Below are 21,949 nucleotides of genomic sequence, written 5' to 3'. Positions count from 1 at the left end.
GGGCTATGCTTGCAATAACCACGCTGCTCAGCCCGCCCAATGCGGCTCGTATCAACCGCATAATCAAAGGGTTGGAACGGGAATTCGGCCTCGATGATGTTCAGGCCACGCCCGATCCGCACATTACCTACCAACTGGCGGGGGTGCGTAAGCTCTCTTCTCTGAATGCCGTATTGCGTGATGTGGCCCGCTCCACCAAGCCATTTCCGGCCTTCACTACGGGGCTAGGCGTCTTTCCGGGCCCTAATCCGGTTATCTACATTCCCGTGCTGCGCTCCGATGCGCTCAACCAGCTGCATAAGCGCATTGTAAGCGCCACGGCGCCGCTTTGCTTGCGCACCGATAAGTTCAGCGGCCCCGACTGCTGGATGCCGCATATTTCCCTAGCTCTGCACGACACGTCCCCTGACCTGCTTGGTCCCGTGCTGCAACACCTTAACGAAGAGACGTTTAACCTCCGACTCAACATCAACAACATCGCAATTTTGCGCCAAGAAGGGGAGCTGTTTGTACAGGAGAAAGTCTTTTCTTTCGAAGGCCACAAAAACGAAAAAGCTCCGCTGCTCTTTTAATTTGCGCCCTCTGGTCGGTACTGGCTACCCCGCCTAAGCGAACAATTTGCCCCCCAGCGCGGCATTTTGGTCGCCACTCCCGACCTTTGCCGCTTCACATTCACTTTTCACTATGTATCCTGCTGTACTTGCACTGCACTCCTGGTCCCGCTGGCTGGTGGTTATTTTTGGGCTGATTGCCTTGTACCGAGCCTTCGTGGGCTGGCGCAACCGTCGCCCCTACCTTGGCGCCGACAATGGCATGGCCGCCGCCTTCGTGGGTTCCTTGCACCTACAGCTCCTATTAGGTTTAATTTTATACTTCGGCCTTAGCCCCGTAGCAAAAGCGGCGACTCAGAGTATGGGAGCTGCCATGAAAAACCCTGAACTGCGGTTCTGGGGCGTAGAGCACATTACCACCATGATTCTGGCGGTTATTATCGCCCAAGTGGGCCGCTCGCTTTCCAAGAAGGCCATTAACCCGGTTTCCAAGCATAAAAAAGCGTTTATCTGGTTTGCCGTGGCGCTGGTGCTGGTGCTACTTATGATTCCGTGGGGCATTTGGAACCCCGCGCGGCCATTGTTCCGCATTTAAGTTAGTTAAGTCAAGCTGATATTTATAAAAAAGCCCCCCAGGAATACTCTGGGGGGCTTTTTTACGCGCTTTTATGACTTACAGCGAGTAGCCGCCGGAGGCTTCAATACGTTGCGCATTTACCCAGCGCGCAGCATCGGAGCACAGAAAGGCAACGACGCTGCCAATATCCTCAGGCTCGCCGATACGACCCAGGGCCGTATTAGCCGACATATACTGCTCCAGTTGCGGGTGCGCTGCGCGGGCTTTGGCCGTAAAGTCGGTTTTGATAATGCCGGGCGCCACCACATTGGCCCGGATACCGCGGCTGCCCAACTCTTTGGCCATATACTTAGTCAGGGTTTCTACGGCGCCTTTCATGGAGGCATAAGCCGCGTAGCCGGACGTGGTGAAGCGGGCCAAACCAGTCGAGAAATTCACAATACCGCCGCCATCGGCCAGGAGTGGCAGGAGCTTTTGGGTGAGGAAATACACGCCCTTGAAGTGCACATTCAGGAGGCTATCAAAGTCTTCCTCGGTCGTTTCGGCGAAGGACGATGAAGCATCGATACCGGCATTGTTGATCAGAAAATCGAAGGCGCTCCGGTTCCAGTGCTGCTGCAACTGCTGGGTCACGACCTCCACAAATGCCGGAAACGAAGCCATAATGCTGGTATCGAGTTGCAGAGCTACGGCTTTGCGGCCCAGTGCTTGTATTTGAGCTACTACTTCGTTGGCTTCCGCATCTTTACTGCGGTAAGTAATAATCAGGTCGTGGCCGGCTTGGGCGAGTTGGAGGGCGCTGTTGCGGCCGAGGCCCCGACTGCCGCCTGTTACGAGGGCTATCTTATTTGTGCTCATTGCTTTGTGTTTAAAAAATAACAACACAAAGGTTACCCGTCTTGAGGCCGCAAGTATGGTGACAGTTTCAGTTTAAATGGTGACTGTTTCCGTTTTTTCGGCGCGTTGCGCGGCCCATAATTGCTCCCGATACTGTTTGGGCGTGCAGCCCTCGAAGCGCTTAAAGAACTTGGTGAAGTTGGAGGCATCAAAAGTGAGGTCGGCGGCAATGTCGGCCACGGAACGGCTAGGGTCGCGGAGTTGCTGGCGAGCCACGTCCATGATGCGCGCCTCGAAATAGTAGCAGGGCGAGTGGCCCGTGGTCAGCTTAATGGTATTGCTCAGGTGCGTGGGGTGAATGTGCAGTTGGTCGGCAAAGTCTCGAATTTCGAGCATCTCAGTAGTTCGTCCTGCCACTACATCAGCCATATGAACATCGACTAAGCGCAGAAAGTCAGCCGTTATTTCGTGCTGACGAGCCAGGATTTTCTTAGGAATGGTTGTGGTAGCCATACAAGCAAAACAAGTAGAAGAAGTGGCGATACACTTGCGCAACAAATCAACCTAAAAAAAGTGGGGATTCTCAGGTGAACTGCATATCTTTTGTTTCAGATATTGCTTATTGCAAGCTACATACACTTCATCTATGCACTCTACCCTTACTGCTAATTCAGCTTCCGACACTCTTACTGCTACGCACCAGCACGCGGCAGCCTGTCTGAATTGTGGCCACGAGGTGCCCGACCGCTACTGTGGCCGCTGCGGGCAGGATGCGCACCATACCCATCGCCTGACGATGGCCGACATGCTCCACGATATTCCCCACTCCATATGGCATGTTGATAAGGGCATTCTATTCACGCTCAAAACAATGATCTCGCGGCCTGGTCCCACCATTAGGGCCTACTTGGCTGGCAAGCGCGTCGACCATTTTCGGCCGCTGTCGCTGCTGCTAATCGTGACCAGCTTTTATGCATTGGTATCGTCGGTGCTGCATATCCAGATGTTGCCGCCTAAAGACCCTTCCATTCCGGATGCTGTGTGGCAGATGCAGCAGGCATCCACTGGCTTTTTGATGAAGTATCTGAGTTGGTGCTATATAGCCATGGTGCCAGTGTGGGCACTGTTTGCGCGTTGGTTTTTGCGGCGTGGCGGCTACAATTACGCCGAGTGCCTCATCATTGTGGCGTTTATCACGGCTATCATTAACTTTTTTGCCGTGCTGTACCTGCCGGTTCTATACGCGTACAGCGGTACGCCTCAAATTGGCACGGTTAGCCTAGTGTTCATGCTGCCAGTCTTTGGATACGCCACCTGGGCCTACGGCAGTTTGCTGGCCCACACCGGCCTGAGCCTGGCTGGCCGCCTCTGGCGCGGCTTCATGACTTATTTGCTGGGCTATCTGACCTGCATCGTGGTTATGGTGTCTCTCACTTATGCCTTAAACTGGTCTACGTTTAAAGAGGCCATGAAACAGGAAATGCAAAAGCAAGCTAGCGCTTCTAAGCCGTCCGCTACACTACAGACCCGCTAAGGATGGGGTTATCATCAGCACACAAAAAGCCCCCCACTGAATCCAATGGGGGGCTTTTCTTTTAAAGGGTAATGCAAATTATTGCCCCAGCACCATGGCAAACACTAGCGGCGCTACAATCGTAGCATCCGACTCGATGATGAACTTAGGCGTGTCTTGGCCCAGCTTACCCCACGTGATTTTCTCGTTAGGCACAGCGCCGGAGTAGGAACCGTATGAGGTCGTAGAGTCTGAAATCTGGCAGAAGTAGCCCCACAGCGGCACGCTAGTGCGGCCTAAGTCTTGGTGCAGCATAGGCACCACACAGATTGGGAAGTCGCCGGCAATACCGCCGCCAATCTGGAAGAAGCCTACCTTGCTTTCCTCCGTAGCCTGCTTGGTGTACCACTCAGCTAGGTAAATCATGTATTCGATGCCCGTGCGCACGGTGTGTACGTTCTGGATATCACCGCTGATGACGTGGCCAGCGAAGATGTTGCCCAACGTAGAATCTTCCCAACCGGGGCAGATAATCGGGAGGTTTTTCTCAGCAGCAGCCAGCATCCAGGAGTCTTTGGGGTCAATCTGGTAATACTGCTCCAGCTCGCCCGACTTCAGGATTTGGTAGAAGAACTCGTGAGGGAAATACCGCTCACCAGCTTTATCGGCCTGCTCCCAAAACTTCAGTACTGAGTGCTCGAGGCGGCGCATGGCTTCCTCTTCCGGAATACAAGTATCGGTTACGCGATTCATGTGGCGCTCCAGCAGGGCCTGCTCGTCGGCCGCCGTTAGATCGCGATAGTTAGGTACCCGCTCGTAGAAATCGTGGGCCACCAAGTTGAAGATATCCTCTTCCAGGTTAGCACCGGTGCAGCTGATGATTTGCACCTTATCCTGGCGAATCAGCTCGGCCAGTTGGATGCCCATTTCGGCCGTGCTCATAGCGCCAGCCAGCGTAATCATCATTTTGCCACCATCCGCGAGGTGCTTGTTGTAGCCTTCAGCGGCATCAATCAGGGCAGCAGCGTTGAAGTGGCGGTAGTGGTGCTTAAGGAAGTTCGTTACGTTCATCGAATCGTGTTGTTCTGTGTAGTAGTGGGTCGTGGTGTACAATCAATTAGCAGCCCGGAATCGTTCAATAGGAGCCCTGCATTGCAAAGAATATTAGCAGCGCCCAACCCGACCTGGGTTGCTTACAAAATCAGCCTTATTTCAACTCCTCAATCATGAGGTTATGATTGGTGTAGATGCAGATATCAGCCGCAATGTGCAGAGCGTCTTCTACCATTTGGCGGGCCGTAAGGTGAGGCGCGTGCTTCTTCAGAGCTAGCGCGGCAGCTTGGGCAAACATGGCACCCGAGCCAATGGCAGCTACGTCGGAGTCAGGCTCCAGCACGTCGCCGGTGCCGGCCACGATGAGCAGTTCGTCTTTGTCGGCGACCACCATCATGGCTTCCAGCTTGCGCAGATATTGGTCTTTGCGCCATTCTTTGGCAAGCTCAATGGCGGCGCGGCGCAGCTGCCCATTGTAGCTACCTAGCTTCTCCTCAAACTTATCTAGCAGCATAAAGGCGTCGGCCGTGGAGCCGGCAAACCCAGTTACGATTTTGCCATCGTGCAGCTTACGGATTTTACGCACGTTGCTTTTAGCCACGTGCTTATCCATAGTGGCTTGCCCGTCGGCGCCCACGGCAATCTGCCCATTGTGGCGCACGCCGAGGACAGTAGTTGATCTTATTTTCATACTTAGGTGAGAATTAGTAATTGGCAGCTGTCAGAAAAACACTTGTCATCCTGACGAAGGAAGGACCTACCCACATTTGAATAAGTCATTAGTTTGACTCATGTTCAAATAGGGCAGGTCCTTCCTTCGTCAGGATGACAGCTGACTTTTAACTGGCACCTGCTTAGAAACGGGCCTGCAATTTAGCAAAGTAAAACCGGCCGTTCGAACCCATCTGTACCGGGTCCCAAGCGCCCCCGGTTTCGGTTACCTGCGGATTGAAGCGGTTGGGGTATACGTTAAACAGGTTAGAGCTGCCCACCGAGAGCTGCAAATGGTCGGTGAGGGCGTAACTCAAGGAAAGGTCGGTGGTAGTGCGCGGCTCGTACACTTGCACATTATCGTCGTAATCAATCAGCTCGATCTGGGCAAAGCGCACGAAGCGCAGCAGCGCCCCAAAGCGCCCAAGTTGATAATCGAAGGTAAGGTTGATTTTGGAAGGCGGCGCCGACGCTTTCACGAATGCCTGCTCTCGCGGTCCGAAAAATTCATCCTCACGCCCAGCCAGCCGGCCCGAAGTCGTTACCCGGTCGATGCGTAGGCGGTTGAAGTTTGCGGCCAGCGTGGAGTTCAGGCGGCTGCCGCTCAGTGTGAGTGTGTGGCTAAGTACCGCATCGAGGCCTAGCGAAGAGGTAGAGGCGGCATTGGCGAAAAACTGCGCTTGACCAACGTTCAAAGCCTGCAAATCATCTCCAATGACCGGATCATCGGCGGAAAACTGGCTGGTAAGCACCACCCGGTCATTTACTTTAATGTAGTAACCATCCAGAGTCAGGCTTAGCGATGAGCCCAGCCGGCTGGTTAAGCCTAAGCTGGCGTTGGTGGAAGTTTCCTGCTTGAGTCTCGGGATGCCTAGCTTCTGGGTGACGGGGCTGTTGTTGCGGGCCAGTAGTACTTCCACGGCTTGTCCGCCAATGAAGTTGGTGAACGTGGAGTTGAAGTTGATTTGAGCCAGCGAAGGCGCCCGGAAGCCCGTGCTGAACGTACCGCGCAAAGTCAGAAACTCCGTCAGGTTGTAGCGAGTGGCGCCTTTGTAGTTGAGGGTGCTGCCGAAGTCGCTGTAGTTCTCGTAGCGCAGAGCGGCGGCCAGCAGCCAGCGCTGGGTCACATTCAGCTCGGCATCAACATACACGCCCACGTTGTCGCGGTCGGCCTTGATGGCGTCGCTGGGCTGGTAGCCGGGAAAGCCCTGCGAGCCGCCCGCTATGTTGGAGCCGGGCGCATAGTTGCGGTAAGAAGCTTCTTCGCCGGCAAAGAGCGAATACCACTCGCGCCGGTACTCGGCGCCGGCTGCTAGGTTGAAGCCTTGCAGCACCGTTTTGTAGTTGCGCGTGGCGCTCAAGCCAACGACGTTTTGCTGAAGCTGAAAGCCCCCCGCATCAAAAGCCGTAGGTGAACTCTCGCCTAATGTAGCGTTGAGTGTGTTGCGCAAGCCGTACTCAAACCGGTTGGAGCCAAAGTTATTGCTCAAATCCAGGTCCCACTCGCCAACCAGCACCCGTGCCCCTATTACCGCCGAGCCATCTACGATGTCGCTGGTGATAATTGGGTCGAAGCCATTGGGATAGATGGCGGGCACGTTGCGGTCATCGTCGGGGAAGCGCGTCCAGGCGTAGGCGTCGCCTTTGCGCTTGTTCATGCCGCCAAACGTGTAGATATGGGCTTTGTCGCTGAGCGGGAACTTGGCGTTGAGGTAAGCGGCTGCATTTGATACTTCCGGGTCGCCGTACTCGCGGCGGGCTATGCCATCGGGCGAGGGTACATTGGCGCGTTGGGTGTGCTCGCGCTTGTTGTAGTCGAGCGTGGCGTTCACGAAACCGCCCTTGCTCCCCACTCCGATACCGTAGTTAGCGTTGACGTTGAAGTTGCCGCCATCAAACTTCTCATTATCGAAACGGTATTTCGCGTCGTAAGCGCCGTAGTTAGCACTTACCGTCAGTTCATCCACGCTGTTTTTCAATACAATATTGATCACACCGGCAATAGCATCAGAGCCATACTGCGCCGCTGCGCCATCACGCAGAATCTCGATTCGCTGAATGGAAGCGGCCGGAATGACATTAAGATCGGTGCCGGTATTGCCGCGACCGCGCGAGCCAAACAGGTTGACTAGCGCCGACTGGTGTTGACGCTTGCCGTTCACCAGCACTAGGGTCTGGTCGGGGCCGAGGCCGCGCAAAGATGCCGGATCTACGTGGTCGGCGCCATCGGAGCCCGTCTGGCGGTTGGAGTTGAAGGAAGGCGCCACAAATTGCAGCAGTTGATTAACGTCAAGCTGTCCGGTTTTGGCGGTTACTTCCCTTATGTCAATTATATCAACTGGCGAGGGCGAATCGGTGACAGAGCGGTTCTGGCTGCGCGACCCAACTACCTGCACCGCATCCAGGCTGGTAGTGGATTCCGCTAATCGCACGTTTATGGGTCCGGCGCCCGCACTTACCTCCTGGGGGGCAAAACCGATGGAACTGATGACCAGCGTGGGCGACTGGGAGCGGGCACGCAGCGAGAATCGGCCGCTGCCATCGGTACCAGTACCGTTATTGGTGCCTTTTTCCAGTACCGTAGCTCCTACTACCGGTCGGCCCGCCACGTCCAGCACTTGCCCCGTCAGGTTTTGATCTTGCCCCATTGCCATGACACTTGTTAGGCACATGATGGTAATTGGTACTAGCTGTTTCATTGCTTTAAAAGAAAAGTGAATGGATGTTCGGAGCTAGGTGGAGCGGGACAGGAACATATATTGATTTCACAATTAAGCGAATAAATAAAAAAGCCAGCCCTTGCAGGCTGGCTTTTCAAAGCTCAAGTAGTAACTCGACAGTTAAATCAGCATACGCATGGGGTCTTCGAGCAGGCCTTTCAGCGTCTGCAGGAAGGCAGCGCCAGAAGCGCCATCTACTACGCGGTGGTCGCAGCTCAGAGTTACTTTCATGATGTTGCCCACAGCTAGCTGACCGTCTTTTACTACTGCCGTCTGCTTAATGCCCCCCACAGCCAGGATGCAGGCATCGGGTGGGTTGATGATGGCCGTGAATTCATCGATGCCAAACATGCCCAGATTCGAGATGGTGAAGGTGCTACCCTCCCACTCGGCGGGCTGCAGCTTCTTGCTCTTGGCTTTGCCAGCAAGCTCTTTTACCTCAGTAGCAATGGTAGACAGGCCTTTGCCATCAGCGTTGCGCACTACGGGTACCAGCAGGCCTTCGTCTACAGCAACAGCCACGCCGATGTTCACCATGTGGTTCTGACGAATTTTGTCGCCGAGCCACGAGGAGTTGATAGTTGGGTGCTGCTTCAGTGCCACGGCCGCCGCTTTGATTACCAAGTCGTTGAACGACAGCTTCACCGGCGAAAGCGCGTTGAGCTGGGTCCGAACTTCCATAGCGCGGTCCATCGTGATTTCCATCGTCAGATAGAAATGCGGGGCCGAGAACTTGCTTTCCGCGAGGCGGCGCGCAATAACGCGGCGCATCTGCGAAACGGGCGTATCGGTGTAGGTGCCTTCGGGCTGGGCGCTGGTGGGCGCAGCCGCGGGCTTGGGAGCCGGAGCGCTGGCGGGCGCAGCGGGTGCGGCTTTGGGCGCTTCGGCGGCCGGCGCGATGTATTCGGGTAGCGGTGCAGCAGCGGGCTTAGAGGCAGGAGCAGCCGTAGCAGCGCCGGGCTGGAAGTTCTCCACGTCACGCTGTACAATGCGGCCATTGTCGCCGGAGCCTCTTACCTGGCTGATATCGATGCCTTTTTCCTGGGCTATGCGCTTGGCCAGCGGTGAGGCCAGCACGCGGCCCCCACTCGGAGCGGTAGCTTCGGCGGGTGCCGAGGTAGTTGCTGATGTAGAGGCAGCCGCAGCTGGGGCAGCCGGGGCTTCGGCAGGAGCAGCCGCTGCAGGAGCCGCAGCAGCGCCGCCAGATTTGCCCCCCAGCAGAGCTTCAATGTCGGCACCTTCTTCCCCGATGATAGCTAACACACCATCAACAGCTACGGACTCACCATCCTTCGGGCCGATATAAAGCAGGGTGCCGTCTTCGTAATTCTCTAGTTCCATAGTGGCTTTGTCAGTTTCCACTTCAGCCAGTACATCACCTGATTTTACTTTGTCGCCTACCTTCTTGAGCCAGCCAGCAATGACGCCTTCGGTCATCGTGTCGCTCATTTTGGGCATACGCACCACAGTTGCTTTTTTGCCATTACCAGCAGCGGCGGCGGGTGCGGGCGTTGGGGCCGGCGCAGCCTTAGGTTCTTCTTTAGGAGCCTCAGCGGCTTTGGGAGCTTCAGCAGCCGGAGCAGCTTCCGTTTTGGGCGCGGCCGCAGCAGCACCGTTGCCGCCTTGGATTTCAGCTAGCAGAGCCGAAATATCTTCGCCCTCTGCGCCGATAATAGCCAGTACGCCATCTACTTCTACTGCTTCCCCGTCTTTCGGGCCAATGTAGAGCAGCGTACCGTCGTCGTAGTTTTCCAGTTCCATAGTGGCTTTGTCAGTTTCCACTTCGGCCAGGATATCCCCGGACTTCACTTTATCGCCTACCTTTTTGAGCCAAGCCGCAATGACCCCTTCGGTCATCGTGTCGCTCATTTTGGGCATTTTTATGATTTCGGCCATCTGCTTCTTGGGCTTGGTTGTGAAGGGTCAAAATTAGCCTGAAATTCTGCCCTGGCAAATGTAACCGCTACTATACGTGCCAAGACTGGCTAAAATCCATTTATGCAATCGACAGGATGGCTCTATTAACAGGGCAAACTATCCTATCTTCTACAGGTTGATATCGACGAGCTAGGATACAAAGCAAGTCATCAGAAGAGCATTGATTTCAAGTCAGCTTACTATACTAGTTATTGATCTGTAATTCAATAGATTAATTCGTAGCAAAAAGGCCTTTCGATGATAAGTTAGTGGAGAGAAATAAACACGTTTTTAATCCTCTGTGCGCTCATCTCGTATTTCTGTAAATACACCAACCATTTTTCACTGTGCAGCTTCGCTCCGCCAGCTATTCTTATGCTATTGTGGCCGGCGCGGCCCTGCTGGGAATGTTGTTCCCGGCAGCCGCACCCACGGTGCTGGGAATGCCGCTGGTGCTGGGCCTCGTGCTGTTTGGCATTGCGCACGGCGCCTGCGACCATTGGGTAGTACCCGCTGCCCGGCCCCAGAGCCGGCCCACAGGCTACATGATTCGGTTTTTGGTCGGCTACCTCGGCTTGGCAGCGCTGGCCATCGTGCTTTGGAACGTGTATCCGGCTGCGATGGTGGCGTTGTTCTTTATTCTCACCGTGTGGCACTGGGGCTCAGCTGATGCCCCTGAGCCTAGCAGCAGTAAGGAGCGGGGTCAGTGGCTACTGCATAGTGTGCTGCGTGGGGGGCTAATTTTTGCCATTCCGGCCTTATGCTGGCCTCTCGAAACTCGTCAGATAGTAAATGGCTTGCTGGAGTTTGTGGGCGCTGAGCTGATTACAGAGCAGGCTTTCACCTGGGCCGCTCGTTCCCTGGGTGGGGCAGTTGCGCTTGGGCACATAGCGCTGGTGGGCATTTTTATCAAACAAAAGCAATGGAGTCTGCTGGGCACGGAGCTACTGGAACTGAGCTTGCTCGGCGCCCTATTTGCAGCCCTGCCTCCTATTTTGTCGAGTGGGGTATATTTTGTGTTCTGGCATAGCCTGCGCCACGTGTTGCGCATGAACCGGTTGATGGGTTACAACGGTGCCCCGGCCGGATGGCGGCAACTCCTGCGCGAAACCCAGTTTTTCACTTTGCGCTCCTTGCCTCTGCTGCTGGTAAGCCTTGCCGCCCTGGGCGCGCTTTGCTGGTACCTAGCCCCGCGCTTGCCCGATGGCTTAGCGCTGCTTAGCTTAGGCTTGGTGGTTGCCGCCGTCGTGACGCTGCCCCACGCACTGCTGGTAACAGTCGTAATGGACGCCGATAAGTGGCAGTTGTCGAAGTCGAAAGCGGGGGTATGATTTTAAACTACTGCTTACTCCAAATGAGCGGTATCCAGGAAATTACGCACCGAAAACATGGAGCCCGTGTAGTGCAGCTTGTAGAGGCACAGGTTGCGGTGCTCAAAGGCATCCATGTAGCTTAGTGGATACTGCAACAGCTGGCAGAGCAGCACGCGCATGGCGCGGCCGTGCATACATACCAAAATCGTTTCTTCCTCGGGACGACTAAGCATCAGCTCGATAAATTGCCGCTGGCGAGTTGCCACTTCGTCGGGGCTTTCACCGCCGCTGAGGCGGGCGTGGGTTTCGCCCCGCTCCCACTGTTGCAGTACGCCCTTATATTCGGCGTCTTCTTCGGCCGTGATGCGAGTGCCTTCGCGCAGGCCCCAGCTAATCTCGTTCAGGCCAGGGTGCGACTCGTGGGGCAGACCCAGATCAATAAAGCCTTGTACCGACTGCCGCGTGCGGTGCAGTGTAGAGGTGTAGACTTTATCGAAGCGCAGGTGTTTATAAGCAGCGAAGAAGCGGGCCGCCTGCTCGTAGCCAGTCGTGTTCAGCGACGAATCGACTCCGCTGCCTTGCACGATGCCTTGCACGTTGAAATCGGTTTGTCCGTGCCGAATGAGGTATATTTTTTTGACGCTCACTTTCCCCCTAGCTTTGTTGTAACGGTGTCAAAATTACTGGTTTTTAAGGCCGTTAACCCTGCTTTTTTTCATTTTAACTTTCTATGATACCACCCGCCCCAACCCTTGAGCAACTCAACGCCTGGTGCCGCAATACTATGGGCGAACACCTTGGCATGGAGCTACTCGAAATTGGCGATAGGCTGTTGGTAGGTCGCATGCCCGTTGACCACCGCACCCACCAGCCCATGGGCCTCCTGCACGGCGGTGCTTCGGTAGCCTTGGCCGAAACGCTAGGCAGCATTGGAGCCGCCTTACAGGTTGATAGAACCAAGAAAGCTTGCGTAGGGCTTGAAATTAACGCCAATCATTTGAAAGGCGTGCGCTCAGGTTTTGTGGTGGGCCGCGCCACTGCTGTGCACGTGGGCCGCACCACGCAAGTGTGGGAAATCCGCATCACCCACGAGGAAACGGACGCGCTGGTTTGCCTCAGCCGTATTACGATGGCCGTCATTGATTTGCCTCCCAACGCGGGCACCACAGCATGAGTCAGCGTCCCCGGCCCGCACTGGTACCTTTCCCCGGCGGTGAGGAGCTAGCACCCACGGCGCAGCTCCGACGACTGGTGGCATTTGCCCTCCAGGCGGGCCTGCCAGTGGCGCTGTGGCGGATACCGGGCGCAGCTCACGCCCAGCTGTGCCTGAGCTTTTCGTGGGAGGAAGCATTGACGGGTTTGCCCCCCAACCTAGAGCCCAGCGCTCCGGCGGGCTTCGCCTTCTTTCCCTTCCGCGACTCCGACCACAACCCGGCTTTATTCATGCCGGCCAACGTCTACTTTGACACCAAGCAACCGGGCAGCTTTTGGGTGAATAAAACCGGCACCGCCGACTTCCGGCTGTCGGAGCTGCGCGAGTTTCTGCAAGCTGCTCCCGCCACGGATGCGGAGCCTCTGCGCTGGCACCAAAGCCCGCAGCCGGCGCCAGCCACGGCCTCGCTGGACGATTATACCGCGTTGGTGCAGCGTGGTATTGAAGCCATTGAGCAGGGAGAAGTGCAAAAAGTGGTATCGTCGCGGGCCATGCGCCAGCCGCTGCCGCCCGGCTTCGATGCTTTGGTGGCTTTCGACGATTTGCAGCAGTGGTATCCGCAGGCGTTTGTGTCGCTGGTGAGTGCGCCGGGAGCGGGCACTTGGCTGGGCGCTACGCCCGAGGTGTTGGCCGAGGTCACACCGGAAGGCACATTTAGGACGATGGCGCTGGCGGGCACTCAGCCGCTCACGCCCGGCCTGACACCGCAGAAGGCTATTTGGCGGCAGAAGGAAATTGAGGAGCAGGCGTTGGTGGCCCGCTATATCGTGAACTGCTTCAAGCAATTACGGCTACGGGAGTACGATGAGATTGGCCCCCGCACCGTGGTAGCCGGCGAGCTGCTGCACCTGCGCACCGACTTTGCCGTTCATTTGCGCCAAGTGCCGTTTCCCTCCTTGGGCACCGATATGCTGCGCCTGCTTCACCCTACATCAGCCGTGGGCGGCATGCCCCGGCAGGCGGCGCTCGAGTTTATCCAGCAGCACGAGGGCTACGACCGAGCTTACTACAGTGGATTTTTAGGGCCTGTCAATCTGCCGCAGGCGGGCGTGGCGCGGTTGTTTGTTAATCTGCGCTGTTTGCAACTACGCCCCACCGAAGCCGTGCTCTACGCTGGTACTGGCCTTACTATCGACTCTGACCCCGAGCGGGAGTGGCAGGAAACCGAGCTAAAACTACAAACCGTAGGAGCAGTCCTAGCTGCATTTGACAATTAACCTTTATCATTCAACAGTCTGGTTTTCATCCCTTACCTCCTATTAAGCTGCGCTTTGCGCACAACAATTGTTAAATGTTAATTGATAACTGTTAAATGAAAATGCAGGCAGTTTATAACATCGCGGAAATTTGCGCCCGCCACGGCATTACGGACGTGGTGTTGTCACCGGGCTCGCGGTGTGCGCCCCTCACGATTGCCTTTGCCCGCCACCCTGAAATTCGAGTGCGCACGGTGCCCGATGAGCGAGCTGCTGCTTTTATTGGTCTGGGCTTGGCGCAAAGTCAGCGGCGGGCAGTGGCGCTGGTGTGCACTTCCGGCACGGCTGGCCTGAACTACGCGCCGGCCGTGGCCGAGGCTTATTTCCAACAGATTCCGCTCGTCATTTTCACCGCCGACCGCTCCCCAGAGTGGATTGATCAGCTCGACGGCCAAACCATTCGGCAAACCGATCTTTATGGCGCGCACGCCAAAGGCTCCTTCACCTTCCCCGCCGATACCAGCCACCCCGATGCCAAGTGGCACTCGGAACGGCTGGTGAATGAGGCTATAAATCTGGCTCAGCAGTTTCCGGCCGGCCCGGTGCAGGTAAATATTCCGCTGCGCGAGCCGTTTTACCCAAAAGCCGGTGAAACGCTTCAGTTTGAAGAAGTCAAAATCATCCGGGAGCAGGTGGGAGCGCCACATTTGCCCCCCAGCGAGCTGGCAGCGCTGGCCCAGGAGCTTCGCCAGACGCCGCGGGTACTGGTAGTAGCTGGTCAGCATCACGCCGACGCCGAGCTGCAACACAGCTTGCTGGAGTTTACTACCAGATATGCGGCCTCCGTAGTCGGCGACACGATTGCTAATCTGCCGGCCCTGCCTGCACCCATCAGTCATCACGACGTGTTTCTGGCCGTGCCTAATCCGGACCTGAAGGAATCGTTGCGCCCAGAGCTACTGGTGACGTTTGGGCAGTCCCTTATTTCGAAAGCCCTGAAGCTGTATCTGCGCGAATTTGCCCCCCAGCAGCATTGGCACATCCAGGCGAGTGGCCCCGTAGCCGACACATTCAAGACGCTGACGCGTGTGATTCGGATGGAGCCGGCGGCGTTTTTTTCCGCGTTGCGCCCCGCCGCCACCGAAAAGCAGTTCGTCACGATTGCGCAGGCAGCCGTGGGCAGTCCGCGCCGGGAGGGCGAGAAAATTCCCGCCGTGCGCCTGCCTTGGCCGCCCAGCCGAACCGTGGAGCCGGAAGCGCCACAACAGGCGCCATACCAAGCTGCGTGGCAACAGGGCGAGAAATGGGCCAGCGCATTTTTACACGATTTCTTCGCTGCTCCCGGCCAGTCTTTCACTGAGTTTGAGGCCTTTCACCGCACGCTTCAGCATATTCCTGAGCATACGGCTTTGCACCTGGCTAATAGCATGGCCGTGCGCTACGCCAACATTCTGGGCCTGCCCGCAAATCATAATATCGAAGTATTTGCCAACCGCGGCACCAGCGGCATCGATGGCTGCACCAGTACGGCCGTGGGTACGGCGCTGGCTCAGCCAAATCGGCCCGTGGTGCTGCTCACCGGTGACGTGGCGTTCTTCTACGACCGCAACGCGCTCTGGCACAACTACCCGCTGCCCAATCTGCGCATTGTGTTGTTCAATAACCACGCGGGGGGCATTTTTCGGCTGATTGATGGGCCACGCCAGCAGCCGGAGTTGGAGGAGTTTTTCGAAACCCACCAAGCCCTTACAGCCGAGAACACAGCGCGGGATTTTGGGTTACGCTATTTTCCGGTTTCCACCTTCGCCGAACTAGAATCGGCTTTACCGGTTTTCTTTGCACCGGAAGGCGGCGCGGCCCTGCTGGAAATCACCACCGACAGTGCCACCAACGCTGCCTTCTTCGAACACTACCGCACAGCAGTGCGCACATCCTTTATTTCATAACTCAGCGTTCATATGGCCATTACTTGGACTCCCATCAAGGAATTCCGCGAGATTCTCTTCTCTTTTCACGAGGGCATCGCCAAAATCAGCATCAACCGCCCGCAGGTGCACAATGCCTTCACGCCGCTCACGGTGCAGGAGATGATTGAGGCCATGGATATCTGCCGCAACCGCACAGATATTGGCGTAGTTATCCTCACCGGCGAGGGTGGCAAGGCCTTTTGCTCAGGTGGCGACCAGAGCGTGCGTGGCCACGGCGGCTATGTGGGCGAAGACACCGTGCCCCGCCTCAACGTGCTCGATTTGCAGAAGCAAATTCGCTCTATTCCCAAGCCTGTTATCGCCATGGTAGCCGGCTGGGCTATTGGTGGTGGCCACGTGCTCCACGTTGTCTGCGACCTAACTATTGCCGCCGAAAACGCCCGCTTCGGCCAGACTGGCCCCAAAGTAGGCTCCTTCGATGGTGGCTTTGGCGCGAGCTACTTAGCTCGCGTAGTAGGCCAGAAAAAAGCTCGCGAAATCTGGTTTCTCTGCGACCAATACGATGCCCAAGAAGCTCTTGATATGGGCCTCGTAAACAAAGTGGTTCCGCTGGAGCAACTCGAAGAAACAACCGTTGCTTGGTGCCGCAAAATTCTCGAAAAAAGCCCCCTAGCCCTACGTATGCTCAAATCCAGCTTCAACGCTGAACTCGATGGGCAGGCTGGCATTCAGGAGCTGGCCGGCAACGCCACGCTGCTTTATTATTTGAGCGAAGAAGCCAAAGAAGGCCGCAACGCCTTCGTCGAGAAGCGCAAGCCCGACTTCGACAAGTTTCCCAAGTTTCCATAACGGCTCACCAGTTTAATAATAAAGGCCTGTACCGCGTGGTGCAGGCCTTTTTTGTGAGAACTGATTATCTAATTTAAGCATGGAAAGCGGGTGCGGGCTATTGGCTTACGTTATTAACGAGCAAGCAAAATATTATTAGAAACGTGTAAATATTAGCTGATATAATTCTATATTAATCTTGAAGCTTACAAGGGACTACAAGGGTGACATGAAAGAGACACAAATTTGCCAGGGCTGCTGGGAACATATGCATATGCCGACTGCCATACGCGGCCCTTTCTCGGCTTTCTTCAGAACTTTTGGTATCAAAAGGAGCAAGATGCACCCCAATATGTGCACCTTCTGCGAGAGCAATTTTGCCAAAATAATGAAGCACAAACAGGTACCTGTTTCCACCACCATTCTCTTCGCGGATATTCGAGGGTACACGGACTTGTCGCAGCAGATAGAAGCTGAAAAACTAAATGAGCTGCTACACCATTTTTACGACCGGTGCTCGGCAGCAGTCTGGGAGAAGGATGGGATTGTCAACAAGTTCATCGGCGACGCGGTGCTTGCCATTTTCAATTTCCCACTAATTAGGAAAGACCATGTGCAAAATGCAGTCAGCGCCGCGGTTCAACTGCAAAAAGATTGTCAGCACATGAAAGAGGAAATTGGCTTAAGTGACATCCAAACCCTAGGTGTAGGCATAGGAATTCATACAGGGGAGGCTTATGTGGGGGAAGTGGGAACCACTTACAAAGATTTTACCGCCATAGGTCCGGTGGTTAATCTGACCTCGAGGCTTCAGGGCGCTGCCGGCATAGGTGAAATCATGGTCACGGAAGAAGTTTTCACGGAAGTGAAAGGCCAGTTTCCCGATGCACAAAAGAAACTCCTTACTCTGAAGGGCATCAGCAATCCCGTAAATGGCTATGTGCTTGCCTAGGAGGCAAAATGCAGATAGCTAGGTTTCTGAGGAATAAGCTTAACAGAGGATGATAAACAGACCTGTTACCAACCTAGGGGGCAAATATTTGTAAGCATTTATAACCCGTCGCTAGCCACCAAACGCCAAACAGCAGCCGTATTAAGCTTCCATCAGCAACAAACGAACGGAAGTGAACAACATGGCTGGCGAATCTCAACGTGCTACGCGTGCTCTAGACAGACCTCCCTCTTATTGGCTTACCCGCTTTGTGCTGCTGCGTTTGCTAGGGGCGCTTTATGCCGTGGCCTTTCTCGTAGCGATTAACCAAATTATTCCACTGATTGGCTCTAACGGACTACTACCTGTCGGTCTGTATTTGGAGCGGGTGAGTGAGGCGCTTGGGTCAGATGTAGCGGGCTTCCTGCGGCTGCCGTCGTTGTTTTGGCTCTGGCATTCGGATGCAGCCCTGCTGACGGTGGCCTGGATTGGGTTTGTGCTTTCCTGCGTCGTGGTGGCTGGTTACGCCAATGCCCTGCTGCTAACGGTGCTCTGGTTTCTCTATATGTCCATCGTGCACGTTGGGCAGGAGTGGTATGGGTACGGTTGGGAAATTCAGCTTACCGAAACTGGTTTTCTGGCTATCTTCCTCTGCCCCTTGCTCGACCTGCGCCCTTTCCCTCGGTACGCGCCGCCTACGCCCATTATCGTTTTGTTCCGGTGGCTGGCCTTCCGCATCATGCTCGGGGCCGGCTTGATTAAGCTGCGTGGAGACGAAATATGGCGTGACAGCACTGCCCTTTACTATCATTTCGAAACCCAGCCTATTCCGGGGCCGCTGAGTCGGTGGTTTCATTTTATGCCGCGCATTGCACTGCACGTTGGGGTGTGGTTTAATTGGCTGGCCGAGATTGTTGCGCCCTTCTTCGTGTTCGGTCCCAGGCTTGCCCGCCACATTGCCGGAGTTGTGATTATTGTATTCCAGCTCAGCATCATTGTTAGCGGCAACCTTTCGTTTTTGAACTGGCTGACAATCGTGCCGGCACTGGCTTGTTTGGATGATGGCTTCTGGGCTAAGGTTCTTCCCCGCGTGCTCGTGCAGAAAGCGGAAGCCGCTGCCGCCCGCGCCGAAGTATCCAAATCTATGCTCACCACGGCTTGGGTTGTGACGGCTGTTGTTGCTGTTTTAAGCATTCAGCCTGCTCTGAACATCGTGTCGCCGGGGCAAATCATGAACACTTCCTTCGATCCGCTGGGGCTCGTGAATACCTATGGAGCATTTGGGACGGTGGGGCGAGAACGGTTTAATGTGGTGTTTGAAGGAACCATGGACGAGGACTCCAGCGACCAAGCCAACTGGAAACCCTATATCTACAAAGGCCTGCCGGTGGCTCTGGACCAGCGTCCGCCACAAATTGCCCCCTACCAGCTGCGGCTGGACTGGCAGATGTGGTTTGCCGCTATGTCCTCTCCCGCTGAGTATCCGTGGACGGTAAATTTAATCTGGAAACTCCTGCACAACGACCCTAATGCAGTGAGTCTGTTTGCCAGAAACCCTTTTCCTGACCAGCCGCCGCGCTATATTCGGGCCGTGCTGTACCGGTACAGGTTTGCCGAGCCCGGCAATGAGCAGGGACTTTATTGGAATCGTGACCGGGTTGGTATCTGGCTTCGGGCTATGTCTGCCGACGATCCGGAGCTGATTCAGGTTCTGCAAAGTGCTGGCTGGGTTCCTTTAGATTCATACCCGAAATAACCGGGCTCAGTAGCAGATTTTATCTGTTACAAACTGCCTTGTTGATGCCAGAGCAGGCAGTTTTTTCGTTATTTACACCTGACAACTTTATTGTCGGCTCATCAACTAACCAGCAGCTCCGTGAAATTTTTGTTAATGCTACTTGCCTGCGGCTTTTTTGCAGCCTCCTCGGCTACTGCCCAAACTACCAAAGTGGCGGCCACGGTAGCTACCCCCGACAAAACCAAAGAAGTGAAACTAGTAGAAGCTTCGTGCGGGCAGTGCAAACTGGGGCTGCCTGGCAAGGAGTGCGACCTGGCCATTCGCATGGATGGCAAGGCATATTTCGTGGATGGAACAACTATCGACTCGCACGGTGATGCGCATGCTAAAGATGGCTTCTGTAGCGCCATCCGTCGGGCAGAAGTGCAAGGCGAAGTAGTAGACAACCGTTTCGTGGCAACCTATTTTAAGCTGTTGCCGGAACCTGACAAAATGAAATAACCAAAGCCGACTGACAACAGTTAGCTACCATTCGGGCTTGCGCAGCATTGCTAAGCCAACGCTATATCCCGGTAGAGGCTTGCTACGTAGCCGAAGGCATGGCAGATCCCACGTACGAAGAATCTATCCGACGCATTCGGCGCTTGCACTGGCTGCACTATCCGGCACAGGCCGCCGTGATGGCCACGCTAGTGCTGGTCGCAGGCCGCCGCACTGCGGGGTTGGGCGCCACCAACCCTGCCTTAGCTACCTGGCCGGCTCTGCTGCTGCTGGGGGGCTTATTGGTGCTAGTGGGCGTACTTGTCTACCTGGTTTCTTCCCAAATTAAGCCAAACCTGCGGCGGCCGGAAGCAGAAAATTTGCGACTGTACAAGAGCCGTATTTTCTTGCGCAACAGCTTGCTGGGTCTGCTGGGCCTGCCACCTTTGGGCACTTACACCATTACCAAAAGCCCCGTCGATTTGCTTTTTTTCGGGTGCCTGATGCTCACGCTCTGCGTGGTGTTGGCGCCCTCAGCCAAGACGTATCAGCGGTGGCTAATTGGGTAGCTCTCCTCTACATTCACGACTATCACCTGCAGTGGGCATCAAGGCTCACCCCTAACACTTTATTTATGCGAGTTTCGGTACTCTTCACTTTCTCCCTGCTGCTTGTCGCGGGCGGGCTTCAAGCCCAACAAAAGCCTGTTCAGAAGGATATCGCTGCTGCCTTGACGGCAATCAAGGAGTATGAGAAGCAAGCGTGGAAGCGCGACAGCAGCAGCAATCATGTATTGCGCTCCCGAACCGAAAGCAGCTTTGTAGCCAAAGGGCTTTTCTACAAAAAAATCGATGCGCAACTAAAGGCGATTAACAAGAAATCATTGTCTTTCGATGACCAGATAAACCTGGAATTGTTAGACCACGATGTGCAGGATGAATTAGCCGAATACCAATTCAAATCTTATCTAAACCCTATCCAAACGGATGCTGGTTTTCACGCCTCCTTGGCCTCTAGAGGAAACAGAACTATCACCTCTAAAAAAGACGCTGAGCAGTACATTATTTTACTAAAAGACATTCCGCGCTTTGTTGATGAGAACTTGCAATTGATGCGACAGGGCATTGCTCAGGGCATTACGCAGCCACGAGAAGTGCTCAATGGTTATGAAATCAGCTATACCCAGCACATAGTGCAAACGGCTGAGCAATCGGTATTTTGGAAGCCCTTCACTAAAAAACCAGCCAACATTTCCGAGGCCGATTGGGCCGCGTTACAAACCTCTGCCAAGGGCGTTATTACCAAGGATGTAGTTGGCAGTTACCAAAAAATAAAGACGTTTTTTGATCAGGAATATTTACCTAAAGCCCGCCCTACGCTGGGCGCCTCAGGGTTTCCTAATGGCCGCGCCTATTACGAAGATCGGGTACGGCATTTCACTACCACCAATCTTACCTCGGAAGAGGTGTATCAGCTTGGCTTAAAGGAGGTAGCGCGAATCAGAAGTGAAATGGATAATGTTATTCGCGACGTAAAATTTAAAGGCAACTTTAAAGAGTTCGTTTCCTTTCTACGCACTGATCCGCAGTTTCAGCCGAAAACAGCGGATGCCTTATTGAAGGATGCTGCCTTTATTGCGAAAACCGTGGAGGGCAAATTGCCTTCGCTTTTCGGCAAGCTACCCCGGCAGCCATTTACGGTAGTGCCCGTACCGGAACATTTGGCCCCTAATTATACCGCAGGACGGTATTCGGGTGCACCTATCAGCAGCACCCGGGCCGGAGAGTATTGGGTAAACACGTCTAATCTGCCGAACCGCACGCTGTATACCCTGGAGTCGTTGACCTTGCACGAAGCAGTACCAGGCCACCATTTACAGAATGCTTTAACGCAGGAGTTAACCACTTTGCCTGAGTTTCGGCGGAATAACTACATCAACGCTTTTGGCGAAGGATGGGGATTATACAGCGAGTATCTGGGCCATGAAATGGGTTTCTACAAAGATCCTTACAGCCTATTTGGCCGGCTGACCTATGAAATGTGGCGGGCATGCCGCCTGGTGATTGATGTAGGTATTCACTCAAAAGGCTGGACGCGGGATCAGGCCGTGGCATATTTAGCGGATAACACGGCGCTTTCCCTGCACGAAGTAAACACGGAAGTCAACCGCTACATTTTATGGCCTGGGCAAGCGCTAGCCTACAAAATGGGCGAGTTAAAAATCAAGGAAATGCGCCAAAAGGCCGAAGTGGCTTTGAAAGAAGATTTTGACGTTCGCGCTTTTCACGACATGGTGCTTTCCAACGGCACGGTTACGCTATCCATTCTTGAAAAGATGACGGACCGATTTATTCAACAGCAGCAGGAGAAAACTAAAAAGAAGGGTTAAGAACGAGTTGCGCTATAGTCGCGGCTGTGCCGAGTGATGCTTGTACCTAAGCAG

20 protein-coding genes are annotated in these 21,949 nt (G+C 54.8%); 13 read left to right on the top strand and 7 right to left on the bottom strand.

Features of this window, described 5'->3' with window-relative positions; genetic code table 11:
- The first annotated feature begins 5 nt into the window (after positions 1–5).
- Positions 6–572 (top strand): 2'-5' RNA ligase family protein, encoded by a 567-nt coding sequence (locus ACW9KT_RS06965; protein ID WP_457078736.1) that lies wholly within the window; start codon positions 6–8, stop codon positions 570–572.
- A gap of 112 nt (positions 573–684) precedes the next feature.
- Positions 685–1,146: a hypothetical protein gene (locus ACW9KT_RS06960; protein ID WP_457078734.1), complete on the top strand. Its 462-nt coding sequence runs from the start codon at positions 685–687 to the stop codon at positions 1,144–1,146.
- Positions 1,147–1,224: 78 nt separating this feature from the next.
- Here ACW9KT_RS06960 and ACW9KT_RS06955 read toward each other — a convergent pair whose 3' ends face one another.
- Both ACW9KT_RS06955 and ACW9KT_RS06950 read right to left on the bottom strand, forming a co-directional pair.
- A complete protein-coding gene (locus ACW9KT_RS06955; RefSeq protein WP_457078732.1) occupies positions 1,225–1,986 on the bottom strand; it encodes an SDR family NAD(P)-dependent oxidoreductase in 762 nt (253 codons plus the stop codon).
- Positions 1,987–2,058: 72 nt separating this feature from the next.
- On the bottom strand, positions 2,059–2,478 hold the full coding sequence (locus ACW9KT_RS06950) for a helix-turn-helix domain-containing protein (protein ID WP_457078730.1): 420 nt from the start codon (positions 2,476–2,478) through the stop codon (positions 2,059–2,061).
- 133 nt (positions 2,479–2,611) lie between these two features.
- On the opposite strand from ACW9KT_RS06950, the gene ACW9KT_RS06945 reads away from it, so the two are divergent.
- Positions 2,612–3,499 (top strand): DUF3667 domain-containing protein, encoded by an 888-nt coding sequence (locus ACW9KT_RS06945; RefSeq protein WP_457078728.1) that lies wholly within the window; start codon positions 2,612–2,614, stop codon positions 3,497–3,499.
- Positions 3,500–3,577: 78 nt separating this feature from the next.
- Here ACW9KT_RS06945 and ACW9KT_RS06940 read toward each other — a convergent pair whose 3' ends face one another.
- From ACW9KT_RS06940 to ACW9KT_RS06925, 4 genes are all read right to left on the bottom strand, one after another.
- Positions 3,578–4,549, bottom strand: coding sequence for a deoxyhypusine synthase family protein (locus tag ACW9KT_RS06940; RefSeq protein WP_457080173.1), 972 nt, complete (start codon positions 4,547–4,549; stop codon positions 3,578–3,580).
- 136 nt (positions 4,550–4,685) lie between these two features.
- Positions 4,686–5,222: an ATP-dependent protease subunit HslV gene (gene hslV, locus ACW9KT_RS06935; RefSeq protein WP_457078726.1), complete on the bottom strand. Its 537-nt coding sequence runs from the start codon at positions 5,220–5,222 to the stop codon at positions 4,686–4,688.
- Between the two features lie 163 nt (positions 5,223–5,385).
- Positions 5,386–7,941 carry a TonB-dependent receptor gene (locus tag ACW9KT_RS06930; RefSeq protein WP_457078724.1) on the bottom strand — a complete coding sequence of 852 codons (2,556 nt, stop codon included), beginning with the start codon at positions 7,939–7,941 and terminating at the stop codon, positions 5,386–5,388.
- 141 nt (positions 7,942–8,082) lie between these two features.
- The gene (locus ACW9KT_RS06925) at positions 8,083–9,858 is read right to left on the bottom strand and encodes a pyruvate dehydrogenase complex dihydrolipoamide acetyltransferase (protein ID WP_457078722.1); all 1,776 of its coding nucleotides are present in this window, start codon (positions 9,856–9,858) and stop codon (positions 8,083–8,085) included.
- A gap of 368 nt (positions 9,859–10,226) precedes the next feature.
- On the opposite strand from ACW9KT_RS06925, the gene ACW9KT_RS06920 reads away from it, so the two are divergent.
- Positions 10,227–11,210: a Brp/Blh family beta-carotene 15,15'-dioxygenase gene (locus tag ACW9KT_RS06920; protein WP_457078720.1), complete on the top strand. Its 984-nt coding sequence runs from the start codon at positions 10,227–10,229 to the stop codon at positions 11,208–11,210.
- Positions 11,211–11,224: 14 nt separating this feature from the next.
- On the opposite strand, the gene ACW9KT_RS06915 is transcribed toward ACW9KT_RS06920, so the two are convergent.
- The gene (locus ACW9KT_RS06915) at positions 11,225–11,839 is read right to left on the bottom strand and encodes a histidine phosphatase family protein (protein ID WP_457078718.1); all 615 of its coding nucleotides are present in this window, start codon (positions 11,837–11,839) and stop codon (positions 11,225–11,227) included.
- 83 nt (positions 11,840–11,922) lie between these two features.
- Between ACW9KT_RS06915 and ACW9KT_RS06910 the strand changes: the two genes are divergently transcribed.
- The 9 genes from ACW9KT_RS06910 (at position 11,923) to ACW9KT_RS06870 (ending at position 21,895) form a co-directional block, all read left to right on the top strand.
- Entirely contained in the window at positions 11,923–12,366 is a 444-nt protein-coding gene (locus ACW9KT_RS06910) for a hotdog fold thioesterase (RefSeq protein WP_457078716.1), read from the top strand.
- Entirely contained in the window at positions 12,363–13,622 is a 1,260-nt protein-coding gene (locus ACW9KT_RS06905) for a chorismate-binding protein (protein ID WP_457078715.1), read from the top strand. Before ACW9KT_RS06910 ends, ACW9KT_RS06905 begins: the two co-directional genes overlap by 4 nt.
- A 101-nt stretch (positions 13,623–13,723) precedes the next feature.
- Positions 13,724–15,547, top strand: coding sequence for a 2-succinyl-5-enolpyruvyl-6-hydroxy-3-cyclohexene-1-carboxylic-acid synthase (gene menD / locus ACW9KT_RS06900; RefSeq protein ID WP_457078713.1), 1,824 nt, complete (start codon positions 13,724–13,726; stop codon positions 15,545–15,547).
- A gap of 12 nt (positions 15,548–15,559) precedes the next feature.
- Positions 15,560–16,378, top strand: a complete 819-nt coding sequence (menB, locus tag ACW9KT_RS06895; protein WP_457078711.1) for a 1,4-dihydroxy-2-naphthoyl-CoA synthase — start codon at positions 15,560–15,562, stop codon at positions 16,376–16,378.
- Between the two features lie 208 nt (positions 16,379–16,586).
- Entirely contained in the window at positions 16,587–17,309 is a 723-nt protein-coding gene (locus ACW9KT_RS06890; RefSeq protein WP_457078709.1) for an adenylate/guanylate cyclase domain-containing protein, read from the top strand.
- Positions 17,310–17,559: 250 nt separating this feature from the next.
- Complete coding sequence (locus tag ACW9KT_RS06885) at positions 17,560–19,044, top strand: lipase maturation factor family protein (RefSeq protein WP_457078707.1); 1,485 nt, start codon at positions 17,560–17,562, stop codon at positions 19,042–19,044.
- Positions 19,045–19,164: 120 nt separating this feature from the next.
- Positions 19,165–19,527 (top strand): DUF6370 family protein, encoded by a 363-nt coding sequence (locus tag ACW9KT_RS06880; protein ID WP_457078705.1) that lies wholly within the window; start codon positions 19,165–19,167, stop codon positions 19,525–19,527.
- Positions 19,528–19,625: 98 nt separating this feature from the next.
- A complete protein-coding gene (locus ACW9KT_RS06875) occupies positions 19,626–20,075 on the top strand; it encodes a hypothetical protein (protein WP_457078703.1) in 450 nt (149 codons plus the stop codon).
- A 65-nt stretch (positions 20,076–20,140) separates the two neighbouring features.
- Positions 20,141–21,895 (top strand): DUF885 domain-containing protein, encoded by a 1,755-nt coding sequence (locus ACW9KT_RS06870; protein ID WP_457078701.1) that lies wholly within the window; start codon positions 20,141–20,143, stop codon positions 21,893–21,895.
- Positions 21,896–21,949: the final 54 nt, after the last annotated feature.

Source organism: Hymenobacter sp. HD11105 (assembly GCF_054051685.1).
The sequence above is the reverse complement of the archived record's forward strand: the minus strand, read 5'-3'. Positions and strand labels throughout refer to the sequence as shown.